Genomic DNA, 25,353 nt, shown 5'->3' with positions numbered 1-25,353 from the left:
GCCGGTCACATGGCGGACCGCATCACTGTACGGGACTCGCGGCGGCGGGCGCAAAGCGATCGGCCGCGATCCGCGTCACGCTCAGCAGGTCAGCCCGTCCTCCGGGACCGTGTCCTCGAGGAGGTAGGCGTCCACCTGCTCCTCGATGCAGCCGCCGGAGCGCCCGTAGGCGGTGTGGCCGTTGCCCTCGAAGGTCAGCAGGCTCGCGCTGTCGAGCTGGTCGGCGAGGCTCTCGGCCCACTTGTACGGGGTGGCCGGATCGCCCGTGGTGCCGATCACCACGATGGGGCCGGCGCCCTCCGCGGCGATCGGCGCGGGCTCGCGAAGCGCGGGCTCCGGCCACTGGGCGCACGGCGAGTTGTCGTTGCCCATGGTCGGCCCGAAGGTCGGGAACTCCTCCGCGAGCCGTTCGGCCTCCTGGTCCTGCCACTGCTCGTCGGCGATGCCGGGATGGTCCAGGCAGTTCACGGCGGTGATGGCGTAGGTCGAGTTGGTGCGGTAGGTGCCGTCGGGCAGGCGCTCGGCGGAGCGGTCCGCGATGGCCAGCAGCGGCTGCCCGTCCCCCTCCATGGCGGCGGTCAGCGCCTCGCGGCCCTCCGTCCAGGACTGGTCGCTGTACAGCATCGACATCACGGCCGATCGCGCGAGCGCGCCCGTCAGCGGCCGCTGGGGATCGTCGGTCTCCAGCGGCTCGTCATCGACGGACTCGAAGAACGAGATCAGCTCGTCCTTGGCGGCCGCGGGGTCCCCGGAGAACGGGCACGAATCGGCGCTGTCCAGGCAATCCTGCAGGAACGCCTCGGTGGCCTGCTCGAAGCCCTCGGCCTGCCCGGCGGAGAGCTCATCCATCGTGATCGTGGGATCCATGGCGCCGTCCAGGACGAACTTGCCGACCCGATCGGCGTAGAGATCGGCGTAGGTGGCCCCGAGGTAGGTGCCGTAGGAGTAGCCGAGGTAGTCCAGCTGCTCCGAGTCCAGTGCTGCGCGCAGCACATCCATGTCGCGGGCCGCGGAGTAGGTGTCGAGGTAGGCCAGCACGTCCCCCGAGTTCTGCTCGCAGGCGTCGGCCAGACGGGTGTTCCACTCCTCGGCGAGCTGGTCGGCCTCCGGAGTCCCGGCCTCGGCGGTGACCGAGCGGTACTCGTCGGTCTCCTCGTCGCTGAGGCATTCGATGCCGGCCGAGCGGGCGACGCCGCGGGGGTCGAAGCCGACCAGGTCGTAGGAGGAGCTGACCTCGGGAGAGATCAAGTACGGCGCCGATTCCAGGAAGTTGACGCCGGAGGCGCCCGGGCCGCCCGGGTTGACCACCAGGGATCCGGTGGCCTCGCCGGTGGCCGCGATCCGGGCGACGGCGATCTCGATGTCCCCGGCCGACGGATCGTTCCACGCCAGGGGGACGGTGATGGTCCCGCACTCGGCGTCCGGGTTCGCGACGTCCTCGCACTCGCCCCATTGGACGGACTGCTCGTAGTACTCGGCGTAGGCCGGGTCGGTGGCGGGGTCCGTGCCGAGGTCCTGGGCGGCCGAGGTCCCGATTTCCGTCAGGGGCAGATCCGCCTCTCCGGCGGGGGCGTGCTGGGTGGCGCCGCCGCCGTCGCTGGCCGAGCCGGTGCTCCGGTCGGGGCCGACGTCGTCCTGGGTGCACCCCGCCATCAGCAGGACCGCCGCTGCCGCCGCTGCGGTGATGCGGGCGAACGGACGAGGCGACAGGCCTGCGAAGGTCATGCGGTGTTTCCTTGTCTGAGGACGGACGGGACCGGGGCGACGGGGCCGCCGAAGAGTGCAGCCCCGCAGCGCTCATCCGACGATCGAACCCGGCCGCGGGTCGGATGCGCGCGAGGAGCGGGGCCCGGCCATCCTAGGCCTCGCCGGGTCCCGCTCGGGCCGCGCCACCCGCCTCGGGCCGGGTCCGTTGCCGTCCTAGCTTCCGGTCCGGGGTGTCAGGCTGCGACGTTCCGTCTCCGTCGGCTCGCCGAGGGTCATCCGACTTCGCGGTGCGACCAGCGCCAGATCCCGAACGCGGCCGGGAGGATCACCAGCAGCACCAGCGGGATCAGTTCGAAGGCTGTCGCCTCCCCGTTCCCGAAGGCCGTGGCGGCGGTCTGCAGGTCGAATGCGCGTACCAGGTCGGTGAGGAACTCGGAGCCGGTCAGGACTCCGACGGCGGAGGCGGTGCCGACTACGAAGGGGAACCCGATCGCGGCGATCAGGCCGAGCACGGTCGACTGCAGGGCCAGGCCCATGGCCAGCGAGAACAGCAGCGTCACGGCGATCACGGGCAGCTGTGTGCTCAGCACGCCGTCCAGCGAGTCGAAGGACGCGCCGTCGCCGAGCATCTCGCCGCCGATCCAGGTGGCCAGGGCTGCGAGCGCGAGGGAGATCGCCACCAGTGCGGCGACGACCAGGATGGCAGCGAGCGTCTTCGAGCCCAGCACGGCGAGGCGCCCGGGACGCTGCAGGAGGGTGACCTGGATGGAGCCGTCGGACCACTCCCCCGCGGTGATCAGGACCGCGATGATCGGGATGATCAGCGTCAGCGGCAGGGTCAGGACGATGACGGTGTTCTCGAAGTCGGAGGTGTTCACGGGCAGCAGCGCGGGCTGGAGGAGCCCGCCGAGACCGGCGAACGCGGCGACGAGGATGAGGCTGATGGCCACCATGATGGCGGCGGCGCGGGTATCGAGATAGGCGCGGATATCGAGCAGGGGGCGCATGGGGGTCTCCTCGGAAGAGTCGATGAAGGTCACGGGCAGGGCGTCACGCTCGGGATCGAGCGCGGGCGCGGCCGCGGTCCCTCGGTGGGGACGCGGGGAGTCAGACCGACGCGGGCTCTATGGGCTGGGCGAGCGATGAGCCCCCGTCGGCGGCCTCCGGCTCGGTCTGCCCGGTCAGGGCGAAGAAGATCTCCTCGAGGCCGCCGCCGTCGGCCGCACCGAGGGAGGTCAGCACGATCTGCTCACGCAGGGCGAGGCGGCCGACGTCCTCCGGGGCGAGGCTGACCTCGAGCATCTCTCCGGGGCGGTGCTCGTAGGCGATGCCGTGCTTGTCCAGGGCAGTGATCAGCGCCGCCGGGTCCAGGGCCCGCACGTGGGTGCCGCCGCCGGCGGTGAGGTCCTCGAGCGTGCCCTCCTTCACCAGCCGGCCGCCGGCGATCACCACCAGCCGGTCGACGGTGGCCTGGACCTCGCGCAGCTGGTGGCTGGACAGCAGCACCGTGCCGCCGGCATCGGCGAAGGAGCGCAGCAGGCGACGCATCCAGCGGATCCCCTCGGGGTCCAGGCCGTTGGCGGGCTCGTCGAGCACGAGCACGGCGGGGTCGCCGATGAGGGCGACGCCGATGCCGAGGCGCTGGCGCATGCCGTAGGAGTAGCCGCCCACGCGCTTGGCGCCGGCGTCGGCGAGCCCGACCATCTCCAGGACCTCGTCGGCCCGGGCCGGCGGCATGCCGATGGTGCGCGCCGCGAGGCGCAGGGTCTCCAGCCCGGTGCGGCCGCTGTGCAGGGCGCGCGCATCGAGCATCACGCCGATGATGCGCGCGGGGTGGTCGAGGCTGCGGTAGTCCGCGCCGCCGACGAGGGCCTGGCCGGCGTCGGGCTCGGCGAGGCCGGTGAGGATCCGCAGGGTGGTGGACTTCCCGGCACCGTTGGGACCGAGGAAGCCGGTGATGGTGCCGGGGTGGCAGACGAAGCTGAGATCGTCCACGGCGGCACGGCCGCCGTAGCGCTTGGTCACGGCGCGCACCTCGAGGGCTGCGCTGCCGGCGGTGAGGGTGGGCGCGGAGGGGTCGCGGGTGCCGTTGTCGCCGCTGGGGGTCTCGTCACGGGGGCCGGTGTTCGTCGTCATGGTCCCGAGCCTCCTCCCCGGCGGTCTGCTCGCGACAGCGACCGGCGGTCAGGCGCTCGATGACGAACGTCGGGATCCTCAGTGGTTCCCGTCGGCCGTGCTACGACCTCCGTCGATGCGCGGCTCGACCTCCGGCTGGATGGGTCCGGCGACGGGCGTCGGGACGCCGCAGGCAGTTCGCGCGCCGATACAGTGTCGACGTGGAGGAACTGGGAGCGCCCGTGCGCCGGATCTGGCAGGAAGTGCTGGTCCTCGCCGTGGTGGGGATCGAAGTGGTCCTGCTGGTGCTCACGGCGACCAGCCCCGGCGAGTGGTGGCGGGCCGGGCTCGCCGCTCTGCTCGCGGGGGCACTGATGTTCCGGCACCGTCACTGGCCGTGGCTGCTGCCGCTGGTGCTCGCGCTGAACTCCCTGTCATGGTCGCTGGCCATCCTGATCATCGTCACCTACGCCTATGCCACCCGCAGCAGCAGCCGCCTGCGCACCTTCCTGGTCTCGGTGCTCGCGGTGGCCTCGGGGGCGGTGCCGGTGGCGGCGCTGCAGGGTCCTGCGATCTCGACGACGGGGACGGTCATGGGCCTGGTCCTGACGGTGCTCGTGGTCGCCGCAGCGGCCGCGACCGGGATGTACACCTCCACGCGACGCATGCTGCTGGCGCAGCTGCACAAGCGCGCCGAGCAGGCGGAGACGGGCCAGGCCGCGGCGGAGGAGCAGGCCCGCCGCGCCGAGCGCACCCGCATCGCCCGGGAGATGCACGACATCGTCGCCCACAAGATCTCGCTGGTCGCCCTGCAGGCCGGGGCGCTCGAGGTCAACTCGAACCTGGAGCGGGCGCAGGTCGAGCAGTCGGCCGCGCTGATCCGGCAGACGGCGACCACCGCGCTGTCGGAGCTGCGGGAGGTGCTGGGCGTGCTGCGCAGCGACGGCGAGGAAGCCCCCTTGATGCCGCAGCCGACGTGGGAGGACGTGCGGCGCCTGGTGGAGACCTCGAAGGATGCGGGGATCACGGTGGATCTGTTCGACTTCATCGACGATCCCGTCCCCGATCCGCTGGCGCGCACCGCGTACCGGGTCGTGCAGGAGGGGCTGACGAACATCCACAAGCACGCCCTGCACACCAAGGCCCGGGTCGCCCTGATCGGCGAGCCCGGCACGGAGCTGATCATCGAGGTCAGTAATGTATTGCCCAAGGGGTTCACGACTGATCTGCCCGGGGCCCGGATGGGACTGTCGGGCATCGAGACCCGCGTGGCCCATGCGGGTGGGACGATCACGTCGGGGCCCACCGATGATGGACGCTTCGAAGTGAGGGCGGTGATCCCGTGGCCGACGACAACGTGACGCGCGTGGGACTGATCGACGACGATTCCCTGGTGCGCGCCGGGCTGGCGATGATCCTGGGGGCCGATCCCACGCTCGAGATCGTCGGCCAGGCCGCGGACGGTTCCGAGGCGGTGCCGCTGGTGCACAAGCATCGGCCCGACGTGCTGCTGATGGACGTGCGCATGCCCGGCATGGACGGCATCGCCGCCACCAAAGCGGTCTCGGCCCTGCCGGACCCGCCGAAGATCATCATGCTGACCACGTTCGACATGGACGAGTACGTGTTCCAGGCGCTCGAGGCCGGGGCGGGCGGCTTCCTGCTGAAGGACACCCCGCCTCAGGAGCTGGCCCGGGCGGTGCACGTGGTCGCCGGCGGTGACGCCATGCTCTCCCCCACCATCACCCGCCGGATGCTCTCCCACTTCTCCGACGCCAATCCCGGCTCCCGCCAGGAGCGCCACCCCGGGCTGGACCAGCTCACCGAGCGCGAGACGGAGGTGCTCGGCGCCGTGGGCGCGGGGCTGTCGAACGCGCAGATCGGGATGCGCCTGTTCATGAGCGAGGCGACGGTCAAGGCGCACGTCTCGAAGATCTTCGCCAAGCTCGACTGCACCAATCGCGTCCAGATCGCGATCATCGCCCACGAAGCGGGCCTCAGCGATCTCGACGTGGATCCCGCCGTCGAGGGCTGAGCGGGGCGTTCAGCCCCAGCCGAGCTCGTGCAGGCGCGCGTCGCTGATGCCGAAGAGGTGGCCGAGCTCGTGCAGCACCGTCACGGCGATCTGTTCCACGAGGTGCTCGCGGGAGAGGGCGGTGCGCTGCAGCGGGCCGCGGAAGATGAAGATCCGGTCGGGCTGGGCGAAGCCGTCGAAGACGCTGCGCTTGTCCAGCGGGATGCCCTCGTACAGACCCAGCAGCTCGGTGCCGGCGGAGTGCTCGTGGCTGGGCTCCTCCTCGACCAGGATCGCCACATTCGCCTCGGCGATGGAGCGGGCGACCTCCTCGGGCAGGGAGTCCAGGGCGTCGTCGACCGCTTCCTCGAACTCCTCGCGGCTGATCGTGATCATGGAGCCATCGAACCACGCTCGCGCCCAGCGCCTGATGTGCAGACCGACATGCAACCGCCACGGGCGGAGGAGAAGTGCGCAGGAAGCGCGGAAGGAATGAGCACGGAAAGCGGGGCGGGACGTGAAAGCGGCCGAGGCAGATGTCGGATACGCCGCATCGACCGGCAGTGCGCGCGCGGCATGCACGACGGGCAGGTATGCTCTGCGGCGGGCAGTTTTCGCTGTCCGGGCCCCCATCGTCCAGCGGCCTAGGACACCGGCCTTTCACGCCGGCGACACGGGTTCGAATCCCGTTGGGGGTACTCCTCTGACCTGCACTGACGAACTCGACCATGGCCTTCGGACTCCAGTCCGGAGGCCATCGGAGTCTCACGGGCAGAACATCACATCGCAGCGGGACCGGACGCGCGAGGACAGCGCCCCGCCCTCGAGCGTCAACTGGCTCTCGATCGTCAGCTGAGCGTTGCGCCGACGATCATGATCCCCACCAGTCCGAGCCCCGCTACGACCACGTGGGAGACGCCCAAGGTCGTCCCGATGACCGCTGCCGTGCGGCGACGCCCTGTCGACACGAGGCCGATCACGCCGAAGATGATCGCCACGATGGCGATGACCAGCGGAGGCGCTGCCATGATCAGGCTGAGGGACCTTGTCGGCAGGTCGTACTGTGCCGCGAACCATGGCAGAGCGGGCGTCAGCGCCTGCAGGAGCGCCAGCACCACGATCTGCAGGATGCCGGCGATGAGCGAGACGAGCCCGGCGGGGTTCGAGCGCTGTGGGGGTGCGGATTCGGCGGTGTCGTGGGTCATGCCCAGAGACTCTACTCAGCGGACCGTCTGACCAGGCATACTGTCGGAGCCGACCACGTCGGCCGCCCCTCGGGCGGCAGGTGCGAGACGGCTCACAGCCAAAGTGGCTGTGAGCGCCGCGAAGGTCCGGTAGAGTTATCCAGGTCGATCCGCCGAGCGGATCGAACACCAAGGCCCTGTAGCTCAGTTGGTTAGAGTGCCGCCCTGTCACGGCGGAGGTCGCCGGTTCAAGCCCGGTCAGGGTCGCCCCTCACGAAGGCCCCGGAACATGGTTCCGGGGCCTTCGTCGTGTCCGAGATCGCCTCCTCACACCTGGACATCTCCCCGACCTGCGGGCATACGCTCGCACAATGAGCACGACAGCACTGAACCACCGCATCCGCCTCGGTTCGAGGCCCCACGGAGAACCCACCGGAAGCGACTTCCTCCATGACGCAGTCGCCGTCCCTTCCCCCGGCCCGGGCCAGGTGCTGCTGCGGACGCGCTACATCTCGCTGGACCCCTACGTGCGCGGCCGCATGAGCGATGCCAAGTCCTATGCGGCCCCGATGGAGGTCGGGGACGTCGTCGTCGGCGGCACCGTCTCCGAGGTGGTCGAATCCGGGGCCGAGGAGTTCACCGCGGGAGAGATCGTCCTGTCCTACGGCGGATGGCAGGAGTACAGCCTCGAGCCCGCCGAGCGGCTGCGCCGGCTGGACCCCGACGCCGCCCCGGTCACCACTGCCCTCGGCGTGCTCGGCATGCCCGGGTTCACCGCCTACGCAGGCCTGCTGGCCATCGGCAAGCCGCAGCCGGGTGAGACCGTCGCGGTCGCCGCCGCCACCGGCCCGGTCGGCTCCGCCGTCGGCCAGATCGCCAAGCTCCAGGGCGCCCGGACCGTCGGCATCGCCGGCGGGGAGCGCAAGATCGCCCATCTGCGTGAGCTCGGCTTCGACGAGGCGCTGGACCACCGCGCACCGGATCTTCCCGGCCGCCTCGAGCAGGCCGCGCCGGACGGCATCGACGTGTACTTCGAGAACGTCGGCGGGCCCGTGTGGGATGCCGTGCTGCCGCAGCTGAACGAGTTCGCCCGCGTCCCCGTGTGCGGGCTGGCCGCGAACTACAACGCCACCTCGCTGCCCGAGGGCCCCGATCGCAGCGGGCAGCTGATGGGCGCCGTGCTGTCCAAGAGCCTCACCCTGCGCGGCTTCATCCAGCGCGAGTTCGTCAGCTCGATGTTCTCCGACTTCCTGCGGGACATGACGCAGTGGGTCGCCTCCGGCGAGGTCACCTACACCGAGGACATCACCGAGGGCCTCGACAACGCCCCCGACGCCTTCGTCGGGATGCTGCGCGGGGACAACTTCGGCAAGGCGATCATCAAGGTCTCCTGACCTGACGGGATCCCTCGTGCCCGACGGGCCGGGGCGCGGGTGCGCGCGCGACGCGAATGCCTCCACGTCCTCTGCCACCCCGGCCTCGGCCGTCGGGACCTGCGGCCCTGCCCGTGGCGTCGCTCTCACCGCGCAGCCCGGGTTGGGTCCACCCCTCGAGGCCTGTTAACCTTGTCCTCGGTCGCTTCGGCGGTCACGGCTCTGTAGCTCAGTTGGTAGAGCGTTCGACTGAAAATCGAAAGGTCACCGGATCGACGCCGGTCGGAGCCACCACAGGAAGGGACGATCTGCGGATCGTCCCTTCTGTCGTCCAGGCCGACGTGTCACGATCAGCGCGGCCGTCCAGGCCGAAGGGCCCGCCGTCAGTGCGATCGCCAGGCGTCTTCGTCCTCGGTGCGCCGGGTGACCTCGTCGGGCAGGTCATCGTCGGCCAGCTGCTGGATGGACACGTGCTCGAAGACGCTCCGCAGCGCATGCCTGGCCGAGATCCACACCCGCTGCAGGGGTGCCGCGTTCCCGTTGTAGGCCACGGCTTCGGGGCGCTGGTCGTACACCGACACCAGCGGTCCGTCGACAGCCCGGATCACGTCCGCGACGCTGACTTCGTCCGCCGGCTTGGCCAGCCGCCATCCGCCGGCCGGGCCGCGCTGTGACTGCACGAGTCCTGCCCGTCGAAGGTCTCCGAGGATGGTCAGCAGGAACCCGCGAGGGATGTCCTGGTCGTTCCCGAGCACCTCAGCGCTGAGCGGACCCCGGCTCGGATCCCCCGAGGCCATCTCGATCAGCGCGCGCAGCGCGTAGTCGGACTTGGTGGAGACCCTCATAGCGCCCAGTTTCGCAGAGCCGACGGATCATGCTGCGATCAGTTCCGCCTCGGCGGCCTCCGCAGCTCTGGCGGTGCGCTCCTGGCGCACGGCCCACGCGATGGCGAGGAGCCATGCGGCAGCGACGGCCACGGTGAGCACCGTGGCGGCAGTGCCCGTGATCCCGAGGCTGCCGGCGATGGTGCGGACGTTCGTGAGCACGATGAGCCCGCCGGCTGCGACGCCGATGACCCGCGCGGGGAGGATCCGCACCAGCCAGGCGGCGATGGGGGCGGCGATCACACCGCCGGCGAGCAGGGCGCCGGCGATCGCCCATTCGATCCCCTGCGAGCCGAGCGCGATGAGGAAGCCGAGCGAGCCGCCGACGGCGACCAGGAACTCGCTGGTGTCGATGGATCCGATCACCTTGCGCGGCTCCAGACGCCCCGAGGACAGCAGCGTGGTGGTCCCCACCGGTCCCCATCCGCCACCCCCGACCGCGTCCAGGGTGCCGCCGACCAGGCCCATCGGAACCAGCATCCCCGACCCCGGGCGGGCCTTGAAGACAGGCCGGCGCCCGCCGAGGACGAGGAAGCGCCAGAGCACGTAGAGACCCAGCAGGAGCAGCAGGCCCGCGACCCACGGCTTCGCGACTGCTCCGTCCAGGCTGGAGAGGAACGTGGCACCGGCGAAGGCGCCGACGAATCCGGGGCCGGCGAGGATCGCCACCGTCCGCCAGTCGACGTTGCCCAGCTTGTGGTGCGAGATCCCGGAGACCAGCGACGTGCCGATCTCCGAGAAGTGCACCGCCGCCGAGGCAGCGGCCGGGGCGATCCCCACTGCCAGCAGCATGGTCGAGGACGTGACGCCATAGGCCATTCCGAGCGATCCGTCGACGAGTTGGGCCAGCAGCCCTACCGCCGCGAGAACCAGAAGTTTGCGCATCCTGCCCACCCTGTCCCCGAAGGGAACCGTCGAAGCTGACCAACCGGACCGAGCCAGCGAACCACACTAACTAGATTATGTACACCGGCTTGGTTCACTTTGGGTTCGCCGAGCCTCTGCCGGCACGCGCACCCTTGTGCAGGGCACGGAGTGGCCATAGCGTGACCAGCGTGAGCAACCGCGACCTCTGGCCCCTCATCCACACTGAACGAGCCGCTCTCGCGGAATCGCTCTCCGACCTGCCTCACGACGCCTGGAACACCCCCTCGCTGTGCGACAGATGGACGGTCGAGGACGTCCTGGCCCACCTCACCGCCGCGGCCCGCACCTCCACCGTCCCCTGGCTGGCGAACATGGTCGCCTCCCGGTTCGACACGGACCGTCACAATCGGCGGCTGCTCGAGAAGCATCGGGGCGCGACCCCGGCCGAGACCCTCGCCCATTTCCGTCGCGCGAGCACCACGACCGCCGCGCCGCTGGGATCGCCGCAGGGAGCACTCGGCGAGGTCGTCGTGCACTCTCAGGACATCGCCCGCCCGCTGGGCCTACACCTCCTCCCCTCCCGGGAGGCGGTCGAAGCGGTCGCCTCCTTCTTCGCCCGCACGGACTTCGCCGTCAACAGCCGAACGCTCACCAAGGGGCTGCGTCTCGAATCGAACGACGGGCAGCTGCGCACCGGGGACGGCCCCATGGTCACGGGGAACTCCCTCGCGCTAGTTCTCGCGATGGCCGGACGCCCCGGCGCGCTGGATGAACTGTCCGGCGAAGGGGTCGCGATCCTGCGCGAGCGCCTGGCCGATGCCTGAGCGAACAGGCCGACGCGTGGTTGCTCCGACACGTCACTGCCGCCGCAGGCGCCGCTCCGTGTCGGGCCACCGCACGTGCAGGCTGTCGGTGCCCATCAGGCCCTTGGTCGCGAGGTAGTCGGCCAGCACCACGCCGCGCGGGGAGAGCTCGACGATCGTCAGCCCAGTGATCTCGTCGTCGGTGTCCGCGTCCAGCACCCACTGTTCGGCGAGTTCCCACAGTCCCTGCTGCTCGACGAGCTCCTCGCCCGCGACGAACTCCACGGGCTCGCCGAGGCAGTGTCCGAGCAGGCTGCGAGGCTGGACGACGTCGTAGTCGTCGGTGAGCGGCTCGAGGTAGCCGACCGTCTCGCCGTCCTCGCGGGTCACCGTGACCCAGTCGCTCGCATCGCTCATGAGGAGACACCCTACCCAGCCCCCGGGATCTCGTGACGCACGGGGAGCACCGCCCGTACAGTTGGGCTGAGCAACCGGGCACGATCCCGGGCACGCCGAACCTGCTGGGAGGACGACAACGATGTCTGCCGAGAACCCGGATCTCCAGATCGCACAAGCTGCGACCCTGCAACCCATCACCGAGATCGCCGCGCGGGCCGGGATTCCCGACGAGGCTCTCGTTCCCTACGGCGCGAACAAGGCCAAGGTCGACATCCGCCGGATGAGCGCCCCCGGCCCCGAGGCGGCGCGCTCCCCGAAGCTGGTGCTGGTCTCGGCCATGTCCCCCACCCCGGCCGGCGAGGGCAAATCGACCACGACCGTCGGCCTCGCCGATGCGTTCTCCCTGAAGGGGCTCCAGACGATGGTCGCGCTGCGCGAGCCGGCGCTGGGCCCGATCATGGGCATCAAGGGCGGCGCCACCGGCGGCGGCTACTCGCAGGTGGTGCCGATGGAGGACATCAACCTCCACTTCACCGGCGACTTCCACGCGATCCAGATCGCCAACAACACACTGGCCGCCCTCGTGGACAACCACATCCAGCAGGGCAACGAGCTGGACCTCGACCCGCGCCGCATCCAGTGGAAGCGGGTCGTGGACGTCAACGACCGCGCGCTGCGAGAGATCGTGGTGGGCCTCGGCGGCCCCAGCCAGGGCGTGCCGCGCGAGGACGGCTTCGACATCGTCGTCGCCTCCGAGATCATGGCGATCCTCTGCCTGGCCACCGATCTCGCGGACCTCGAAGCGCGCATCAGCCGCATCGTGGTGGGCTTCACCAGGGGCCGGGCGCCGGTCACCGTCGCCGACCTCGGGGTGGCCGGCGCCATCACCATGCTGCTCAAGGACGCCCTGCTGCCGAACCTGGTCCAGACCCTCGGCGGCACCCCGGCACTGGTGCACGGAGGTCCCTTCGCGAACATCGCCCACGGCTGCAACTCCCTGGCCGCAACCCGGCTGGCGCTGTCGCTGTCCGAGATCACCGTGACCGAGGCCGGCTTCGGCTCGGACCTGGGTGCCGAGAAGTTCCTGGACATCAAAGCCCGCCTGGGTGACCTGACGCCCGACGCCGTGGTGGTCGTGGCCACGGTGCGGGCGCTGAAGATGCACGGCGGTGTGGCCAAGGATGACCTCGCCACCGAGAACATCGAGGCGGCCCTGGCGGGCACCTCGAACCTCGCCCGCCACGTCGAGAACCTCCGGAAGTTCGGCCTGGAGCCCGTCGTCGCACTGAACCGCTTCCCCACCGATACCGAGGCCGAGCTGGAGGCCGTCCTGGACTGGGCCCGGCAGCAGGGCTTCCACGCGGCACTGTCGGAGGTGTGGGCCCGCGGCGGCGAGGGCGGTCTCGCCGTGGCCGACGAGGTGCTCGTTGCGATCGACGCGGCCCGCGGCGACACGACCGGGACGGATGAGACGGGCTTCCGCCCTCTCTACGATCCGGCCGACGGCATCGAAGCCTCGCTGCGCACCCTGGCCCGCGAGATCTACGGGGCCGACGACGTCGTCTTCGAGGACCGCGCCCCGGCGCAGCTGAAGATGCTGCAGCGCAACGGCTGGGACACCCTGCCGGTGTGCGTCGCCAAGACCCAGTACTCCCTCTCCGACGATCCCACCCTGCTCGGGGCGCCCACCGGCCATGTGCTGCACGTGCGCGATCTGGTGCCGAAGATCGGGGCCGGGTTCGTGGTCGCGCTGACCGGATCGATCATGACCATGCCCGGGCTGCCCAAGGAACCGGCCGCGCTGCGGATGGGCGTCACCGAGACCGGGGAGTCCGTCGGGCTCTTCTGAGCTCGTCTGGCCGCCGAGAGCCCGGATCGCGCTGCGTCGACGACGGAGCCCGATCGCCCGATGGCGGCGGACGCGCTCGGCGGCGACGGTCGCGCTCAGCGACGGCGGTCGCGCTCTGCGACCTCCACGGCCTCCCGCTCGGTCTCGTCCTCGAGGTCGACGTCGATCACCTCGGAGTCCTCGACGTCCTCCGCACCGGCTTCGGGCTCCTGCCAGTTGCGGTCGGTGACCGCGTCCGCCGTGGAGACGCCGACGTTCTCGGGGAAGCGTCCCCCGTCGGCCATGCTCTCGTGGTCGTCGCCGGCCTCGTCGAGGAATCCGTCCTCGTCGTCGTCCTCGTCCGACGGGGAGGCCAGGCGCGGGCTGAGCTCGTCGATCGCGTAGTCCCCGCCGCGCACGAAGCCGCGGCGGAAGGCGGCACGACCGACCATCACGCTCGCCACGGGCACCGTGAGCATCTGCGCGAGCAGCACCACCAACAAGAAGGCGGCCAGCGACCAGGACCGCGACACCAGGGCGGCCCCCGAGAAGACGAGGATCAGGCCCAGGGTCTGCGGCTTGGAGGCGGCGTGCAGGCGCATGAGCACGCCGTCGAACCGGTTCAGCCCGATCGCGGCCAGCACGGCCAGCACCAGTCCGGCGCCGATCAGCACGGCGGCGATGGTCTCCACGATGGTCATCGTCCCTCCCCCTGCGACCGGTCTGCTCCGAAACCCCAGTCCTCGTCGTCGGCGAGAGCCCCGTCCTCGGTCCCGGCGCCGCGCTGCGGGCCCGGCCCGTCCTCGAGGCCGAAACCGTCCTCCGCCTCGAACCCGCGCTCGGCCTCGCCCACCTCCAGGGCGGCGTCCTGACCGTCCTCGAGATCGAACGTGTTCGCCGGCGATGCCACCTCCGGGATGGTGCTGAGCGAGCTGACGGATCCCTCGGCGTCCGCGCCGAGCGAGCCGGCGGAGTCCGTGGCGCCGACGCCCTGGGGGCCGTCGGCCGCGCCCTGAGAGCCGACGGGACGGCCGGAGGCTCCATCGCGGTGATCGACGTGGATGGCATCGAGCGGGCCCGTGTCGGTGTGCGGCTCCTCCTGGTGGCGGCGCCGCGTGCCCTGCATGGGCTCCTCGCGCGCGACGAAGCGGGCGAAGGTGACGGTGCCGATCAGGGCGAGCCCGGTCAGGGCCAGCATGGCCGGTCCCGCCCAGGCCGCCCGGACATGTGCCGTATACACGGCCATGCCGATCACGACCAGCACGACCAGGGAATCCGTGGAGACGGCGCGATCGAGGATGGTGGGGCCGACGATCATGCGGTAGACGACGCTCAGCGCGGTCAGGGACAGGATCGCCCCATAGATGACGAGGATCAGATCGAAGGGACTCATCGCAGCCCCGCATCCTCGAGCACCTGGCGGCGGCCGACGGCCCGCAGCAGCCGTGCTTCCTGCGCGCGCACGGTGCGACGGGCCCGCTCGACCTCCTCGGGCGTGCCGGCCCCGATGGTGTGAAGGAACAACATGCCGGTCGCGCGCTGCGCCTCGACCACCACCGAGCCCGGGATCAGAGTGCACAGCACGCCGGTGGCGGTGAGGAAGAAGTCCGAGCGCGAGGCCATCGTCACGGCGATCACCGAGCTCGGCGGCGGAGGCTGGGGCCGGACCGCGTACCAGCCCACCTCGACCGCGGAGACGCACAGATCCGCCAGGAAGCGCAGCACGAAGTAGGCGAAGCGCAGCGGGCGCAGGGTCAGCTCGTGCCCGGTCGGCGGCATCGGGAACAAGGCGAACACCAGCACCGCGGCCAGCAGGCCGCCGAGGACGTTCTGCAGGCCGAAACCGCCCCACAGCAGGCACCACAGCGCCACGGAGATGAGGATCCACAGCCAGGAGCCGAGCAGGTCGCGCAGGCGTCCGGTCATCGCTCCTCCACCTTCCGGCCCTCGTCGTCGATCCGGTAGACCAGGTCGCTCGCGGCCTCGTCCCCGAGCACGGCCCCGACGTACGGGGCCCTCGAGAGCACCGTGCGCGCCGCCTCGGTCGAGTAGTCCATCAGCGGCCCCGCCAGCACCGTCAGCAGCAGCGAGAAGCCCACCAGTGCCGCCGTCGCGCCGGTCATCACGCGCGGCGTGCGCACCTCGCGGGAGAGGACCTCCTCCCCCGGCTCCTGCCAGAACGCACGGTTCCAGATCTTCGCGATCGCGTACAGAGTCAGCAGGCTGGTGACCACGCTGATGGCCACGAGGATCTGCCCGGGGGCCCCGTAGTCGAGGCCGGCCTGGATCAGCCCGGCCTTGCCGAGGAATCCGGACAGCGGCGGGATGCCGGCGAGGTTCATGGCCGGGACGAAGAACAGCACCGCGATCAGCGGGGCCAGCCGCGCCAGCCCGCCCAGCCTGACCAGGTTCGTCGTCCCACCGCGGTGCTCGATCAGTCCCGCCGCCAGGAACAGCGTGGACTGGACGGTGATGTGGTGGGCGATGTAGTAGATCGCCGCCCCCATCCCCATCAGGGTGCTCATCCCGATGCCGAAGAGCATGAAGCCCATGTGGGAGACCAGCGTGAAGGACAGCACGCGTTTGAGGTCGGTCTGGGCCACGGCGCCGAGGATGCCGACGAGCAGGGTGAGCCCGGCCGCGGCCAGCAGCAGGTTCTGGATCTGGGAGGCGGGGAACAGCAGCGTCTCCAGGCGCACGATCGCGTAGATGCCCACCTTCGTGAGCAACCCGGCGAACACGGCGGTCACGGGCGCGGGCGCCGTCGGGTACGAGTCCGGCAGCCAGGCGCTGAGGGGAAAGATCGCGGCCTTGATCGCGAACGCGACCAGCAGCATCAGCTCCAGGATCATGCGGGTCCCGAAGTCCAGCACGTCCAGGCGCACCGCGAGCTCGGCCATGTTCACGGTGCCGGCCGCGGCGTACACCGCGGCGATCGCCGCCAGGAAGATCACCGAGCTGAGCAGGGAGACGATCACGTACGTGGTCGCGGCGCGGGTGCGGCTGGCCGAACCGCCCAGGGTCAGCAGCACGAAGCTCGCCGCCAGCAGCACCTCGAAGCCGACGTAGAGGTTGAACAGGTCTCCCGCGAGGAACGCCATGGACACCCCGGCGACCAGGCCCAGGTAGGTGGGGTGGTAGATCGCCACCGGGGTGCGGCCGGAGTTCTCGCTGACGGCCTGCGCGCTGGAGTACACGAGCACGGCGAGGGTGACGAAGCTGGAGACCAGCAGCATCAGGGCGGTCAGCCGGTCGGCGACCAGGACGATGCCCAGCTGCGGCGTCCAGTTGCCGATCTGGAGGACGAGCACGCCGTCCTGGGTGACGTGGTAGCCCATCACCAGGGAGACGACGAGGATGGCGACCAGCGTGAGGATCGTCAGCCACAGCTGGACGCGGGCGTGGTGGCGCAGCAGAAGGGTCACGGCGGCACCGCCCAGGGGCAGCATCACCGGCAGCGCGAGGAGCAGTTCCATGCTCACTCCTCCTCTCCGTCGGTGTGCTCGCGGCCCGGCGCGTGGGGCCTCGAGGCAGCGTCCGGGCCTGTGCGGGGGTCTGTGCCGGGGTCTGTGCCGGGGTCGGTGCCCGGGCCTGTGCCGGGGGCGGCTCCGGGATCAGCGCCCGTCCCGTGGCCGAGGTCCGACTCCGGGTCCGTCGCCGGGCCCGCCCCCGGGGCGTCGGCCGCGTGGTGCGCGCGGCGCGGGCCCCGACGGCGCACGGCCGGCCGGGGCGCCCGTGATTCGCCCTCGTCGGCCTCGGTGTGATCCTGCGGGACGTCCTGGGCCCCGGTGAGGTCCGAGCCCAACGGATCCCCGCCGGAGGGGGCGAAGCCCTGGGAGTGCATGAGCGCACCGCGCCGGGATTCCTCGGAGAGCACCTGGGACCACGGCAGGTCCTCGCTCCCCTCCGCGCGTCGGCGGCTGCGCCGCAGCACGCGGCGGTCCTCGACGTCGTCGGGCACCTCGTCGTGGCCGAACAGCTGCCAGGCCCGGTAGGCCAGGGCCACCCCGAAGGCCGTCATCCCCAGGGAGATCACGATCGCGGTGAGCACCATCGCGAACGGCAGCGGGTCCGTCATGGTCTCCGCCTCGCCGCTGCCCTGGAACGGGGGCCGGCCGGGTTCGCCGGCGGCGACGATGAACAGCACGTTCACGCCGTTGCCCAGCAGCACGAAGCCCAGCACCACGCGGGTCAGGGTGCGCTCGAGCACAAGGTAGACGCCGCAGGCGATGAGCACCCCGGCGATCAGCAGCAGAGTGAGGCTAACCGGCATCGGACTCGGCCTCCTGCTGCTGATCGATCTGGGCGCCCAGGGAGCGCAGGAAGTCGAGCATCACCCCGACCACCACCAGGTACACCCCGGTGTCGAACAGGAGGGCGCTGGGCAGGTGGACCTCGCCCAGCAGCGGCACCTCGAGCACGGGCGTCGCCGTGGCGAAGACGCTCCCGCCCAGCAGCACGGGCAGCGCCCCGGCGGCCACGGCCAGCACCATCCCGCTGCCCAGGACGAAGCCGGCCTGGACCGGTGCCGCCTCGGAGAGCTCGTAGCGGCCGCCGGCCAGGTAGCGCAGGGCCAGGGCGAGGCCCGCCACCAGGCCGCCGGCGAACCCGCCGCCGGGATGGTTGTGGCCGGCCATCAGCAGGTACAGCGAGAACATCATCATCAGCGGGAAGGCGATGCGGGTGACCACCTCGAGGATCACCATCCGCCGCTCGGGGGCCAGGGTGAGGCCGGCCGAGAGCCAGGTGCGCCAGCGGTTGCCCCCGGCGACGTCGTCCGGGCGGGCGTCGAAGTCCAGCGCGTTCTGCGGGAGGGCGGCATCGGAGCGGCGCCGCCAGATGGAGGCGCGCGGGTCCAGATCCCGCACCCGGGAGATGGACGGTTCCCGCCGGGTGACGAAGATCAGCGAGGCGACTCCGGTGGCGACCACGAGCAGCACCGCGATCTCGCCCATGGTGTCCCACACGCGGGCGTCCACCAGCGCCACGTTGACGGCGTTGTGGCCCCCGCCGATCTCGTAGGCGGCCTCGATCAGGCCCGGCCCGAGCGCCGGGCCGGAGCGGGCGGCGGCGCCGTAGAGGGTCGCCCCGCACAGCACCACCGCGGTCGTGACCGCGATGGCCCAGCGTCCCCACGCCCCGATCCGCAGGGGCCGGCGGGAGAAGTGGATCGGCAGCCGGCGCAGCACGAGCACCAGCACCACCGTCATCGCGGTCTCGACCAGGACCTGCGTGGTGGCGACGTCCGGGGCGCCGGCGACCAGGAACAGCATCGCCACCGCGTACCCGGTCACGGAGATCAGGAACACCGCCCGCAGGCGACGACGGGAACGGGCCGCCCCCACGGCGGCGAGCGCCGCGACCGGCAGCACGATCAGTTCGAGGGGGTGGTGGAACAGCACCAGATTCGTCGGCACCGGAGTCAGCGTGATCGCCACGGGCACGACCACTGCGATCAGCACCAGCAGCATCGTGCCCAGGGTGTAGGGCAGCGAGCCCCTCTGGAACAGCGGGGTGACGGCGACCGAGAGGGAGTCGATCTTGCGCAGCAGCCGTCGGAACCCGCGCTCGGCGTCGATCCGGTCCAGCGCCTCCTCCCCGGCCCAGCGCTGCGGGGAGACCTGCTTCTGGAACCTCGCGAAAGGCCTGGCGGCCACGCACAGCACCACCCCGAGGCCGAGGGTGAGCACCGAGGCCAGCAGGGGCACCCCCGGGGACGGCACCACCGCCAGGTGCACGGTCTCCCCGGCCGCGGGCACAGCGGCGGCCACCGCGGCGACGATCTCCTCGACCCGTCCCGAGGCCGCCGCCAGCGCGACGGATCCCAGGGCGACGACCGCGGGCGGCAGCCAGAACAGCGCCGGGATCCTCGCGCGCTGGACCGGTGGGGCGCCCGGAGCGACCCCGAAGGCACCGGCCACGAAGCGCCAGGAGTACGCGACGGTCAGGATGGAACCGGCGACCAGGGCGGCCAGCAGCAGCCGACGCCAGCCCCCGCCCTCCCAGAGCGCGGCGTACAGCGCCTCCTTGGCGACGAAGCCGAACAGCGGCGGCACCGCAGCCATCGACGCGGCGGAGACCACGCCGATCAGGGCGACCACCGGCGCGACCCTCCACACCCCTGAGAGGATCCGCAGGTCGCGGCTGCCGAACTTCTTGTCGATGATCCCGACGACCATGAACAGCGGCGCCTTGAACACGGCGTGGGCCACCAGCATGCCCATCGCCGCCAGCAGCGCGTCGTGAGTGGCCAGGCCTGCCACGGCCGAGAGGAAGCCGAGCTGGGAGACGGTGCCGTAGGCCAGCAGCAGTTTGAGGTCGGTCTGGCGCAGCGCGCGCCAGCCGCCGAGCAGCATGGTGGCGGCCCCGAGCACGGCGATCAGGACGCTGATCGCCTCCAGGTGGGTCAGTGCCGGACCCAGCCGCACGATCAGATAGATGCCGGCCTTGACCATGGCCGCCGCATGCAGATATGCGGAGACCGGCGTGGGCGCCGCCATCGCTCCGGGCAGCCAGAAGTGCGTGGGCACCAGTGCCGATTTGGTCGCGGCCCCCGCCAGGATCAGCAGCACGGCCAGGGCGAGGCCCGGCCCCGCGTCGGCCCAGATCGGCGCGGCCACGATGGTCGAGATCCGCAGCGACCCGGCCGCGGCGGCGAGCATCAGCAGCCCCACGAGCATCGCCAGACCGCCCGCGGTGGTGGAGATCAGGGCGTTCAGCGCCGCCCGGCGCGAGGCCTGCTTGTCCTGATAGTGACCGATCAGCAGGTAGGAGAAGACGGTGGTCAGCTCCCAGAACGTGTAGAGGACCAGCACGTCGTCGGCCAGCACCAGGGCCACCATCGCGCCCGCGAACGCCGTGAGCACTCCCGCGAATCGGCCCAGTCCCGGCTCGTTGTCCTGGAAGTACCGCGCGCAGTAGAGCAGTACCAGCGCTCCGATGCCGGTGGCGATCATCGCCATCACCCAGCTCAGCGGGTCCAGGCGGAAGGCGAGGTCGATGCCGAGTGCCGGAACCCAGGGCACCGACGCGTCCAGCGGCGCCTCGGGAAGGGCGGCCGGGTCGATCGTGGCCAGCCACACCGCCGAGGCGCCCGGCACCGCGGCCAGGAGGAAGAAGGCTCCGCGCCCCATCGCCCGCACCAGCCCCGGCCCGAGAAGGGCGGCCACCAGATGGGCCAGGAGCATCGTGTACACGCAGTCTCCGTCCATCGTGTGCGCGGAAGAGGGGCTCCCGGCATTCTACGGGAGCGCGTTCAGAGTTCTCCGAGAGTCGACGGCGGACCTGCGCTCACGCCCGCCGCCGGCTCCGTAGAGTGAGTGCATGGTCACCACTCCGCCCGACCGCGACCCGGTCGCGCCGGACACCGCCCCTCGCTCCCTCCGTCGCTCGGTCGTCTCCTTCGCGCTGTGGGACGGCGGGATGTCCGCCTTCAGCTCCGTGATCCTCACCTTCGTCTTCGCCACCTATGTCGCCAGCGCGGTCGCCGCGGAGGGCGCCGTCGGCGAGGAGGCGGTCAAGGCCGCTCAGGACCACGGGTCCCAGGTCCTCACCACCTGGCAGTCGATCGGGGCCGTGGCGATCGCCCTGCTCGCACCGCTGCTGGGCAATCTCGCCGACAGCGGCGGCGCCCGCAACGCGCTGCTGCGCATCACCACCCTGGCCACGGTGGCCACGATCGCGCTGATGCCGCTGGTGGCCCTGGATTCGGACTTCCTGACGCTGGGTGCGGTGCTGATCGCGCTGGCCGTGGTCTTCAGCGAGCTCGCCGGGGTGTTCGTCAACTCCGTGCTGCCGGAGATCTCCACCCCGGACAACCGCGGCCGCGTCTCCGGCACCGCGTGGGCCGTGGGCTATTGGGGCTCGATCGTGTGCCTGGGGCTGGTGCTGGTGCTGTTCGTGATGCCCGGCACCGGCCTGCTGGGGATCACCGGGGACGAGGGCTGGAACCTGCGGGCGATCCCGCTGTTCGTCGCGGCCTGGATCCTGATCGGCACGCTGCCGCTGATGATCTGGGCGCCCGCGCACCGTGCCTCCGCCCCCGGCCAGAGGTGGACGCCCCTGCAGGGGTACGCGAGCATCGTGCGTCGCGTGCTCCGCGCATTCCGCGAGGAGCCGGTGATGCTGCAGTACCTGGTGGCCTCCGCGATCTACCGTGACGGCCTGGGGGCCGTGTTCTCCATCGCCGGGGTGCTCGCGGCCAACGCCTACGGCTTCGACACCGTCGGCATCATCGTCTTCGGCATCGCCGCGAACCTGGTGGCCGGCTGCGGCGTCTTCCTCGGCGGGCGGGTCGACGACCGCGTCGGCCCGCGGCCGGTGATCATCGCCGGCTGCCTCGGGATCATCGTGCTGGGCCTGGTGGTGCTGTTCTTCGGCTCGACGCTGGTGTTCTGGGTGGCCGGCCTGGCCATCTGCCTGTTCGTCGGCCCGGTGCAGTCCGCCTCGCGGAACCTGCTGACGCGCCTGTCCCGGCCCGGCCGCGAGACCGAGAACTTCGGCCTGTACGCGACCACCGGCCGGGCCCTCGGGTTCCTGGGGACCGCCGCGTTCGCCGCCACGGTCGCGATCTTCCAGGACACCCGCACCGGCATCCTGGGGATCGTGCTGGTGATGACGGTGGGCCTGGTCGCCTTCCTGCCGATCCGGCTCGGCGCCGCCGGGAAGGCGCCCGCCGCGTTCACGGAGCCCGCCCGCTCCTGAGGTCGAGGGAGCCGGTCGATCCACGGGCCGGCGACCGGTCGTGCCGGCCGCGTTCCGGGTCGGGTCAGGCCAGGTCCGCGGGGTCGACGAGGAAGCCCTCGAGGTCCACGACGTAGCCGCCGACGGTCTCGGTCAGCAGACCGGCGATCAGCCCGATGCGCCGGTAGGCGAGGGACCAGCGCTCCGCCGTCTCGGCGTCGGGGATCTCGATCTCGTCCTCCCCGTCGTCAGCGGGCAGATGCACCAGCGCGTAGTCGACCGCGTCGTCCAGCCAGCCGAGGGCGGCCAGCGCCGTCGGCCGCGAGCTGCGGCCCACCCGCACGGCGATCTCATCGCCGGCCGGCAGCGGGATCGTGAGGCTGTAGCCGCTGCGCGGGGTCTCCTCGGGCACCTCGTCGAGCTCGGCCTCCGGCTCCAGCGGCGCCAGCAGCTGGGCGAGGGACTCCGGTGCCAGGGCATGGGGGCTGACCACGGTCAGGTCCCGCACGTGGAAGGGGTGCGGCTCGAGGCGGACGCCGCCGTCGGTGACCACCGCCCCGAACAGCCGGCGACCCAGCGACCAGGCCAGGTCCAGAGCCCGGCGCTCCACGCCGAACGGCAGGCCGTCCGGGAACGCCCGCCCGTAGCCATGGGAATCGCTGAACCCGTCGGGCACCGGATCCTCACGCACCCGCGGGGTGTCCACGGTCCAGCGGCCCGCGCCGCGCGGCGAACGGTCCGGCAGCAGGCGGACGTCCTCGCCGAGGTCGATGACACCGTCCTCGTCGAGCTCGGCGTGCGGGCGCACGTTGCGCACCATGGCCAGCACATCCGCTGCAACGGTGTCGCGGGGAAGCTGGAGGCGGTGACCGGTGCGGTCCGCGTCGGGAACGCCGGCGTCGCTCACTGGTCCTCCTCCACGGAGATCCGGGTGCGGTGGAAGTTCCGGGCCGAGCGCGACGGGGTGGGGCCCCGCTGGCCGAGGTACCGGTTGAGGTTGCCCGCACTGCCGTAGGGCCGCTCCGACGGACTGGAGAGGCGGAAGAAGCACAGCTGACCGATCTTCATGCCGGGCCACAGCGCCACCGGCAGCGTGGCCATATTCGACAGCTCCAGGGTGATGTGCCCCTGGAAGCCCGGGTCGATGAACCCGGCGGTCGAATGCGTGAGCAGGCCCAGGCGACCCAGCGAGCTCTTGCCCTCCAGCCGGGCGGCGACGTCCTCCGGCAGCGTGATCTGCTCATAGGTGGAAGCCAGGACGAACTCCCCCGGGTGCAGCATGTACGGCTCCTCGGGGGCGACCGCGACCTCCCGGGTGAGCTCGGCCTGCTCCACGGCGGGGTCGATCATCGCGTACTTGTGGTTGTCGAACAATCGGAAGTAGCGGTCTATCCGCACGTCCACGGACGCCGGCTGGATCATGGCGTCGTCGAAAGGATCCAGGCGTACTCGCCCGGCCTCGATCTGGCCCCGGATATCACGATCGCTCAACAGCACGGCGTCAGCCTAACCGCCGCGCACCGGAGACGGCACCGTGTCCCAGCGGACTCCCCCGCCGGCCGACGGGCGTCTCCGCGCCGACGGGCGCCCTCGCAGCACCGGGCGCCCCCGGGCCGCCCCCGCGGGTGCGTCAGGCCGGTCACGGTCTGTCCTCCCGGTTCGCGAGCACCGCGGCGGACGGGTTATGCTGGCGTGCGTTCGCTGAGGCGGCGATGATCCCCGACGGGGACACGATGCCGGTCGCGGCGATTCGCGGGTGTAGTTCAATGGTAGAACTTCAGCTTCCCAAGCTGACAGCGCGGGTTCGATTCCCGTCACCCGCTCTCATGTGTTCCCCGTCGGCCGGGCACGGCTGCCCGCCGGCGAGGCGCGGTCCGTCCCACCGGCCATCAGGCCGAGCACCGCTGCTCACCTCCCCCGTCGGCCGCATCGCGTGATGTGATGGCCCCGTACGACTCGAGAGACAACTCGGAACGTGGGAGGCGCAGATATGCACATCGACCTCAGCGGCAGGACTGCACTGGTGACGGCCTCGTCCGGCGGGATCGGCCTCGCGATCGCCGACGGGCTCGCCCGGGCCGGCGCCCAGGTGGTCGTCAACGGCCGCACTCCGGATTCCCTCGAGCGCGCCGTGGCGCGGATCCAGGAACATGGCGGTCCGGGGTCGGCCCGGGGCGTGGTCGCGGATGCCGCCACGTCGGACGGTGCGCAGGAGCTGGCCGAATCCGCCGGAGAGGTCGACATCCTCGTCAACAATCTCGGCATCTTCGAGTCCATGGACGCGCTCGAGATCGATGACGAGCAGTGGCGGCGGTACTTCGAGGTCAACGTCCTCTCCGCGATCCGCCTGACGCGGATGCTGCTGCCGGCGATGATGGACCGCGGCTGGGGGCGCGTGCTCAGCATCGCCTCCGACTCCTCCCTCGCGATCCCCGCCGAGATGATCCACTACGGCACCTCGAAGACGGCTCTGCTGGGCGCCTCGCGCGGCTTCGCGAAGACGGCCGCCGGCTCGGGCGTGACCGTCAACGCCGTCATGGCCGGGCCCACCCACACCGAGGGCGTCGAGGAGTTCGCGCGCTCCCTCGTCGGTGATGAGCTGCCGTGGGACGAGGCCCAGCGCCGGTTCATGCGCGAATACCGCCCGCAGTCCCTGATCCAGCGACTCATCGAACCCGAGGAGATCGCCAACATGGTCGTCTACCTCGCCTCGCCGCTGGCCTCCGCCACCACCGGCGGCACGGTGCGCGTCGACGGCGGCTACGTCGACGCGATCATTCCCTGAACGGATCCAGGAACGGGTCCGTCTCATCGCACCTCCCGGCGCGGTAGCGGCATGACCAGCGCACGCGGCCGGCCGATGGTCTGGCCCCCGGGATCTGTCGGGGTGTAAGAATGCGTCATGCCCAAGATCATCGGAGGGTCGCTCGAGGAGCACCGCGAACGCACCCGCGAGAAGATATTCGCCGCACTCGCCGAGCTGCTGGAGACCCAGGACTTCGAATCGATCACGCTCTCGAAGATCGCCGGTGCGGCCGGAGTCGGCCGCACCGCGATGTACAACCACTTCCCGGACCGCGAGACCCTGCTGGTGGAGTACGCGATCCATGAGACCGCCGACTACATCGCGCAGCTGCGGGCGGGGGTGAGCGACTCCGCCTCCCCGCGTGATGCGGCGGTCGCGTATGTGCGCACCCAGCTCGAGCTGACGGTCTCGTTCCACATGCCCCATTCGGCGGGCGCGACGTCGCTGAGCGAGGAGACCGCGGCGCGCATGCGCGAGCACGTGCTGATGATCGAGGACGTGCTGCGCGGGATCGTGCGCGAGGGTGTGGACCAGGGTGACTTCGCGGCGGATCTCGATGTCGATGCCACCGTGCGGATCATCAACGCGCTGCTGGTGGGCTCTGCCGCGCGCCGGTTCTCGCGGCCCGCTCTGGAGCAGTTCGTGCTGCGGGGCCTCGGCGCCGACACATGACGGTGGCGGCGGACCCCGA

At 71.2% G+C, this 25,353-nt stretch carries 24 protein-coding genes and 4 tRNA genes; 12 read left to right on the top strand and 16 right to left on the bottom strand.

The window, feature by feature from the left end; all coding sequences use genetic code 11:
• Nucleotides 1-81: 81 nt before the first annotated feature.
• The 3 genes from ACFQS2_RS05750 to ACFQS2_RS05740 all read right to left on the bottom strand — a co-directional run bounded on the left by ACFQS2_RS05750 (nucleotide 82) and on the right by ACFQS2_RS05740 (nucleotide 3,843).
• Complete coding sequence (locus ACFQS2_RS05750) at nucleotides 82-1,725, bottom strand: alpha/beta hydrolase (protein WP_377792991.1); 1,644 nt, start codon at nucleotides 1,723-1,725, stop codon at nucleotides 82-84.
• A 254-nt stretch (nucleotides 1,726-1,979) separates the two neighbouring features.
• Nucleotides 1,980-2,714, bottom strand: coding sequence for an ABC transporter permease (locus tag ACFQS2_RS05745; RefSeq protein ID WP_377792990.1), 735 nt, complete (start codon nucleotides 2,712-2,714; stop codon nucleotides 1,980-1,982).
• Nucleotides 2,715-2,814: 100 nt separating this feature from the next.
• Nucleotides 2,815-3,843: an ABC transporter ATP-binding protein gene (locus ACFQS2_RS05740; protein WP_377018237.1), complete on the bottom strand. Its 1,029-nt coding sequence runs from the start codon at nucleotides 3,841-3,843 to the stop codon at nucleotides 2,815-2,817.
• Nucleotides 3,844-4,043: 200 nt separating this feature from the next.
• On the opposite strand from ACFQS2_RS05740, the gene ACFQS2_RS05735 reads away from it, so the two are divergent.
• Together ACFQS2_RS05735 and ACFQS2_RS05730 are read left to right on the top strand one after the other, a co-directional pair.
• Nucleotides 4,044-5,183 (top strand): sensor histidine kinase, encoded by a 1,140-nt coding sequence (locus tag ACFQS2_RS05735; RefSeq protein ID WP_377792989.1) that lies wholly within the window; start codon nucleotides 4,044-4,046, stop codon nucleotides 5,181-5,183.
• Nucleotides 5,165-5,857, top strand: coding sequence for a response regulator (locus ACFQS2_RS05730; protein ID WP_377792988.1), 693 nt, complete (start codon nucleotides 5,165-5,167; stop codon nucleotides 5,855-5,857). Before ACFQS2_RS05735 ends, ACFQS2_RS05730 begins: the two co-directional genes overlap by 19 nt.
• A gap of 9 nt (nucleotides 5,858-5,866) precedes the next feature.
• On the opposite strand, the gene ACFQS2_RS05725 is transcribed toward ACFQS2_RS05730, so the two are convergent.
• Complete coding sequence (locus ACFQS2_RS05725; RefSeq protein ID WP_377018240.1) at nucleotides 5,867-6,232, bottom strand: metallopeptidase family protein; 366 nt, start codon at nucleotides 6,230-6,232, stop codon at nucleotides 5,867-5,869.
• Between the two features lie 229 nt (nucleotides 6,233-6,461).
• On the opposite strand from ACFQS2_RS05725, the gene ACFQS2_RS05720 reads away from it, so the two are divergent.
• A tRNA-Glu gene (locus tag ACFQS2_RS05720) sits at nucleotides 6,462-6,534 on the top strand.
• Nucleotides 6,535-6,684: 150 nt separating this feature from the next.
• On the opposite strand, the gene ACFQS2_RS05715 is transcribed toward ACFQS2_RS05720, so the two are convergent.
• Nucleotides 6,685-7,041, bottom strand: a complete 357-nt coding sequence (locus ACFQS2_RS05715; RefSeq protein ID WP_377792987.1) for a hypothetical protein — start codon at nucleotides 7,039-7,041, stop codon at nucleotides 6,685-6,687.
• Nucleotides 7,042-7,213: 172 nt separating this feature from the next.
• On the opposite strand from ACFQS2_RS05715, the gene ACFQS2_RS05710 reads away from it, so the two are divergent.
• The 3 genes from ACFQS2_RS05710 (at nucleotide 7,214) to ACFQS2_RS05700 (ending at nucleotide 8,687) form a co-directional block, all read left to right on the top strand.
• Nucleotides 7,214-7,287 (top strand) — tRNA-Asp (locus ACFQS2_RS05710).
• Between the two features lie 104 nt (nucleotides 7,288-7,391).
• Entirely contained in the window at nucleotides 7,392-8,414 is a 1,023-nt protein-coding gene (locus ACFQS2_RS05705) for an NADP-dependent oxidoreductase (RefSeq protein WP_377792986.1), read from the top strand.
• A gap of 197 nt (nucleotides 8,415-8,611) precedes the next feature.
• Nucleotides 8,612-8,687, top strand: a tRNA-Phe gene (locus ACFQS2_RS05700).
• A gap of 89 nt (nucleotides 8,688-8,776) precedes the next feature.
• On the opposite strand, the gene ACFQS2_RS05695 is transcribed toward ACFQS2_RS05700, so the two are convergent.
• Both ACFQS2_RS05695 and ACFQS2_RS05690 read right to left on the bottom strand, forming a co-directional pair.
• Complete coding sequence (locus ACFQS2_RS05695; protein ID WP_377018243.1) at nucleotides 8,777-9,238, bottom strand: RrF2 family transcriptional regulator; 462 nt, start codon at nucleotides 9,236-9,238, stop codon at nucleotides 8,777-8,779.
• Between the two features lie 27 nt (nucleotides 9,239-9,265).
• Nucleotides 9,266-10,162 carry a sulfite exporter TauE/SafE family protein gene (locus tag ACFQS2_RS05690; RefSeq protein ID WP_377792985.1) on the bottom strand — a complete coding sequence of 299 codons (897 nt, stop codon included), beginning with the start codon at nucleotides 10,160-10,162 and terminating at the stop codon, nucleotides 9,266-9,268.
• 170 nt (nucleotides 10,163-10,332) lie between these two features.
• Here ACFQS2_RS05690 and ACFQS2_RS05685 point away from each other — a divergent pair, with 170 nt between their 5' ends.
• Complete coding sequence (locus ACFQS2_RS05685) at nucleotides 10,333-10,968, top strand: maleylpyruvate isomerase family mycothiol-dependent enzyme (RefSeq protein ID WP_377792984.1); 636 nt, start codon at nucleotides 10,333-10,335, stop codon at nucleotides 10,966-10,968.
• Nucleotides 10,969-11,001: 33 nt separating this feature from the next.
• Here ACFQS2_RS05685 and ACFQS2_RS05680 read toward each other — a convergent pair whose 3' ends face one another.
• Entirely contained in the window at nucleotides 11,002-11,364 is a 363-nt protein-coding gene (locus ACFQS2_RS05680) for a serine/threonine protein phosphatase (RefSeq protein ID WP_377018247.1), read from the bottom strand.
• 121 nt (nucleotides 11,365-11,485) lie between these two features.
• On the opposite strand from ACFQS2_RS05680, the gene ACFQS2_RS05675 reads away from it, so the two are divergent.
• Nucleotides 11,486-13,195: a formate--tetrahydrofolate ligase gene (locus ACFQS2_RS05675; RefSeq protein WP_377792983.1), complete on the top strand. Its 1,710-nt coding sequence runs from the start codon at nucleotides 11,486-11,488 to the stop codon at nucleotides 13,193-13,195.
• Nucleotides 13,196-13,290: 95 nt separating this feature from the next.
• Here ACFQS2_RS05675 and mnhG read toward each other — a convergent pair whose 3' ends face one another.
• Genes mnhG through ACFQS2_RS05645 form a run of 6 tightly spaced genes read right to left on the bottom strand, consistent with a single transcriptional unit; the run spans nucleotide 13,291 to nucleotide 20,361 of the window.
• Complete coding sequence (gene mnhG, locus ACFQS2_RS05670; protein ID WP_377018249.1) at nucleotides 13,291-13,875, bottom strand: monovalent cation/H(+) antiporter subunit G; 585 nt, start codon at nucleotides 13,873-13,875, stop codon at nucleotides 13,291-13,293.
• Nucleotides 13,872-14,567, bottom strand: a complete 696-nt coding sequence (locus ACFQS2_RS05665) for a hypothetical protein (protein ID WP_377018250.1) — start codon at nucleotides 14,565-14,567, stop codon at nucleotides 13,872-13,874. Before ACFQS2_RS05665 ends, mnhG begins: the two co-directional genes overlap by 4 nt.
• Nucleotides 14,564-15,100 (bottom strand): Na+/H+ antiporter subunit E, encoded by a 537-nt coding sequence (locus tag ACFQS2_RS05660; protein WP_377018251.1) that lies wholly within the window; start codon nucleotides 15,098-15,100, stop codon nucleotides 14,564-14,566. Before ACFQS2_RS05660 ends, ACFQS2_RS05665 begins: the two co-directional genes overlap by 4 nt.
• Nucleotides 15,097-16,650 carry a Na+/H+ antiporter subunit D gene (locus ACFQS2_RS05655; protein WP_377018252.1) on the bottom strand — a complete coding sequence of 518 codons (1,554 nt, stop codon included), beginning with the start codon at nucleotides 16,648-16,650 and terminating at the stop codon, nucleotides 15,097-15,099. Before ACFQS2_RS05655 ends, ACFQS2_RS05660 begins: the two co-directional genes overlap by 4 nt.
• Before the next feature lie 2 nt (nucleotides 16,651-16,652).
• Entirely contained in the window at nucleotides 16,653-17,447 is a 795-nt protein-coding gene (locus tag ACFQS2_RS05650; RefSeq protein WP_377018253.1) for a Na(+)/H(+) antiporter subunit C, read from the bottom strand.
• Nucleotides 17,437-20,361 carry a Na+/H+ antiporter subunit A gene (locus ACFQS2_RS05645; protein WP_377793125.1) on the bottom strand — a complete coding sequence of 975 codons (2,925 nt, stop codon included), beginning with the start codon at nucleotides 20,359-20,361 and terminating at the stop codon, nucleotides 17,437-17,439. Before ACFQS2_RS05645 ends, ACFQS2_RS05650 begins: the two co-directional genes overlap by 11 nt.
• A gap of 136 nt (nucleotides 20,362-20,497) precedes the next feature.
• Here ACFQS2_RS05645 and ACFQS2_RS05640 point away from each other — a divergent pair, with 136 nt between their 5' ends.
• The gene (locus ACFQS2_RS05640) at nucleotides 20,498-21,877 is read left to right on the top strand and encodes an MFS transporter (RefSeq protein ID WP_377018254.1); all 1,380 of its coding nucleotides are present in this window, start codon (nucleotides 20,498-20,500) and stop codon (nucleotides 21,875-21,877) included.
• A gap of 64 nt (nucleotides 21,878-21,941) precedes the next feature.
• On the opposite strand, the gene ACFQS2_RS05635 is transcribed toward ACFQS2_RS05640, so the two are convergent.
• Together ACFQS2_RS05635 and dcd are read right to left on the bottom strand one after the other, a co-directional pair.
• Nucleotides 21,942-22,763: a hypothetical protein gene (locus ACFQS2_RS05635; RefSeq protein ID WP_377018255.1), complete on the bottom strand. Its 822-nt coding sequence runs from the start codon at nucleotides 22,761-22,763 to the stop codon at nucleotides 21,942-21,944.
• Nucleotides 22,760-23,353 (bottom strand): dCTP deaminase, encoded by a 594-nt coding sequence (gene dcd / locus ACFQS2_RS05630; protein WP_377018256.1) that lies wholly within the window; start codon nucleotides 23,351-23,353, stop codon nucleotides 22,760-22,762. The genes ACFQS2_RS05635 and dcd overlap by 4 nt, the downstream gene beginning before the upstream one ends.
• A gap of 255 nt (nucleotides 23,354-23,608) precedes the next feature.
• Here dcd and ACFQS2_RS05625 point away from each other — a divergent pair.
• From ACFQS2_RS05625 to ACFQS2_RS05615, 3 genes are all read left to right on the top strand, one after another.
• Nucleotides 23,609-23,679, top strand: a tRNA-Gly gene (locus ACFQS2_RS05625).
• 167 nt (nucleotides 23,680-23,846) lie between these two features.
• Entirely contained in the window at nucleotides 23,847-24,641 is a 795-nt protein-coding gene (locus ACFQS2_RS05620) for an SDR family NAD(P)-dependent oxidoreductase (protein WP_377018257.1), read from the top strand.
• Nucleotides 24,642-24,758: 117 nt separating this feature from the next.
• Nucleotides 24,759-25,334, top strand: a complete 576-nt coding sequence (locus ACFQS2_RS05615; RefSeq protein WP_377018258.1) for a TetR/AcrR family transcriptional regulator — start codon at nucleotides 24,759-24,761, stop codon at nucleotides 25,332-25,334.
• The last annotated feature ends 19 nt before the right edge of the window (nucleotides 25,335-25,353 follow it).

It is taken from the genome of Brachybacterium sp. GCM10030267 (genome assembly GCF_042666875.1).
Lineage (GTDB): Bacteria > Actinomycetota > Actinomycetes > Actinomycetales > Dermabacteraceae > Brachybacterium.
Note: the sequence above shows the minus strand (reverse complement) of the source record. Positions and strands in the feature narration are given on the sequence as shown.

Coding starts and splice junctions, on each gene's coding strand:
- ACFQS2_RS05695 (WP_377018243.1), bottom strand. CDS start 9,238: ATGAGGGTCTCCACCAAGTCCGACTACGCGCTGCGCGCGCTGATCGAG.
- ACFQS2_RS05745 (WP_377792990.1), bottom strand. CDS start 2,714: ATGCGCCCCCTGCTCGATATCCGCGCCTATCTCGATACCCGCGCCGCC.
- ACFQS2_RS05655 (WP_377018252.1), bottom strand. CDS start 16,650: ATGGAACTGCTCCTCGCGCTGCCGGTGATGCTGCCCCTGGGCGGTGCC.
- ACFQS2_RS05715 (WP_377792987.1), bottom strand. CDS start 7,041: ATGACCCACGACACCGCCGAATCCGCACCCCCACAGCGCTCGAACCCC.
- ACFQS2_RS05660 (WP_377018251.1), bottom strand. CDS start 15,100: ATGACCGGACGCCTGCGCGACCTGCTCGGCTCCTGGCTGTGGATCCTC.
- ACFQS2_RS05690 (WP_377792985.1), bottom strand. CDS start 10,162: ATGCGCAAACTTCTGGTTCTCGCGGCGGTAGGGCTGCTGGCCCAACTC.
- mnhG (WP_377018249.1), bottom strand. CDS start 13,875: ATGACCATCGTGGAGACCATCGCCGCCGTGCTGATCGGCGCCGGACTG.
- ACFQS2_RS05705 (WP_377792986.1), top strand. CDS start 7,392: ATGAGCACGACAGCACTGAACCACCGCATCCGCCTCGGTTCGAGGCCC.
- ACFQS2_RS05675 (WP_377792983.1), top strand. CDS start 11,486: ATGTCTGCCGAGAACCCGGATCTCCAGATCGCACAAGCTGCGACCCTG.
- ACFQS2_RS05665 (WP_377018250.1), bottom strand. CDS start 14,567: ATGAGTCCCTTCGATCTGATCCTCGTCATCTATGGGGCGATCCTGTCC.
- ACFQS2_RS05750 (WP_377792991.1), bottom strand. CDS start 1,725: ATGACCTTCGCAGGCCTGTCGCCTCGTCCGTTCGCCCGCATCACCGCA.
- ACFQS2_RS05620 (WP_377018257.1), top strand. CDS start 23,847: ATGCACATCGACCTCAGCGGCAGGACTGCACTGGTGACGGCCTCGTCC.
- ACFQS2_RS05640 (WP_377018254.1), top strand. CDS start 20,498: ATGGTCACCACTCCGCCCGACCGCGACCCGGTCGCGCCGGACACCGCC.
- ACFQS2_RS05740 (WP_377018237.1), bottom strand. CDS start 3,843: ATGACGACGAACACCGGCCCCCGTGACGAGACCCCCAGCGGCGACAAC.
- ACFQS2_RS05650 (WP_377018253.1), bottom strand. CDS start 17,447: ATGCCGGTTAGCCTCACTCTGCTGCTGATCGCCGGGGTGCTCATCGCC.
- ACFQS2_RS05615 (WP_377018258.1), top strand. CDS start 24,759: ATGCCCAAGATCATCGGAGGGTCGCTCGAGGAGCACCGCGAACGCACC.
- ACFQS2_RS05645 (WP_377793125.1), bottom strand. CDS start 20,361: ATGCTCCTGGCCCATCTGGTGGCCGCCCTTCTCGGGCCGGGGCTGGTG.
- ACFQS2_RS05725 (WP_377018240.1), bottom strand. CDS start 6,232: ATGATCACGATCAGCCGCGAGGAGTTCGAGGAAGCGGTCGACGACGCC.
- ACFQS2_RS05680 (WP_377018247.1), bottom strand. CDS start 11,364: ATGAGCGATGCGAGCGACTGGGTCACGGTGACCCGCGAGGACGGCGAG.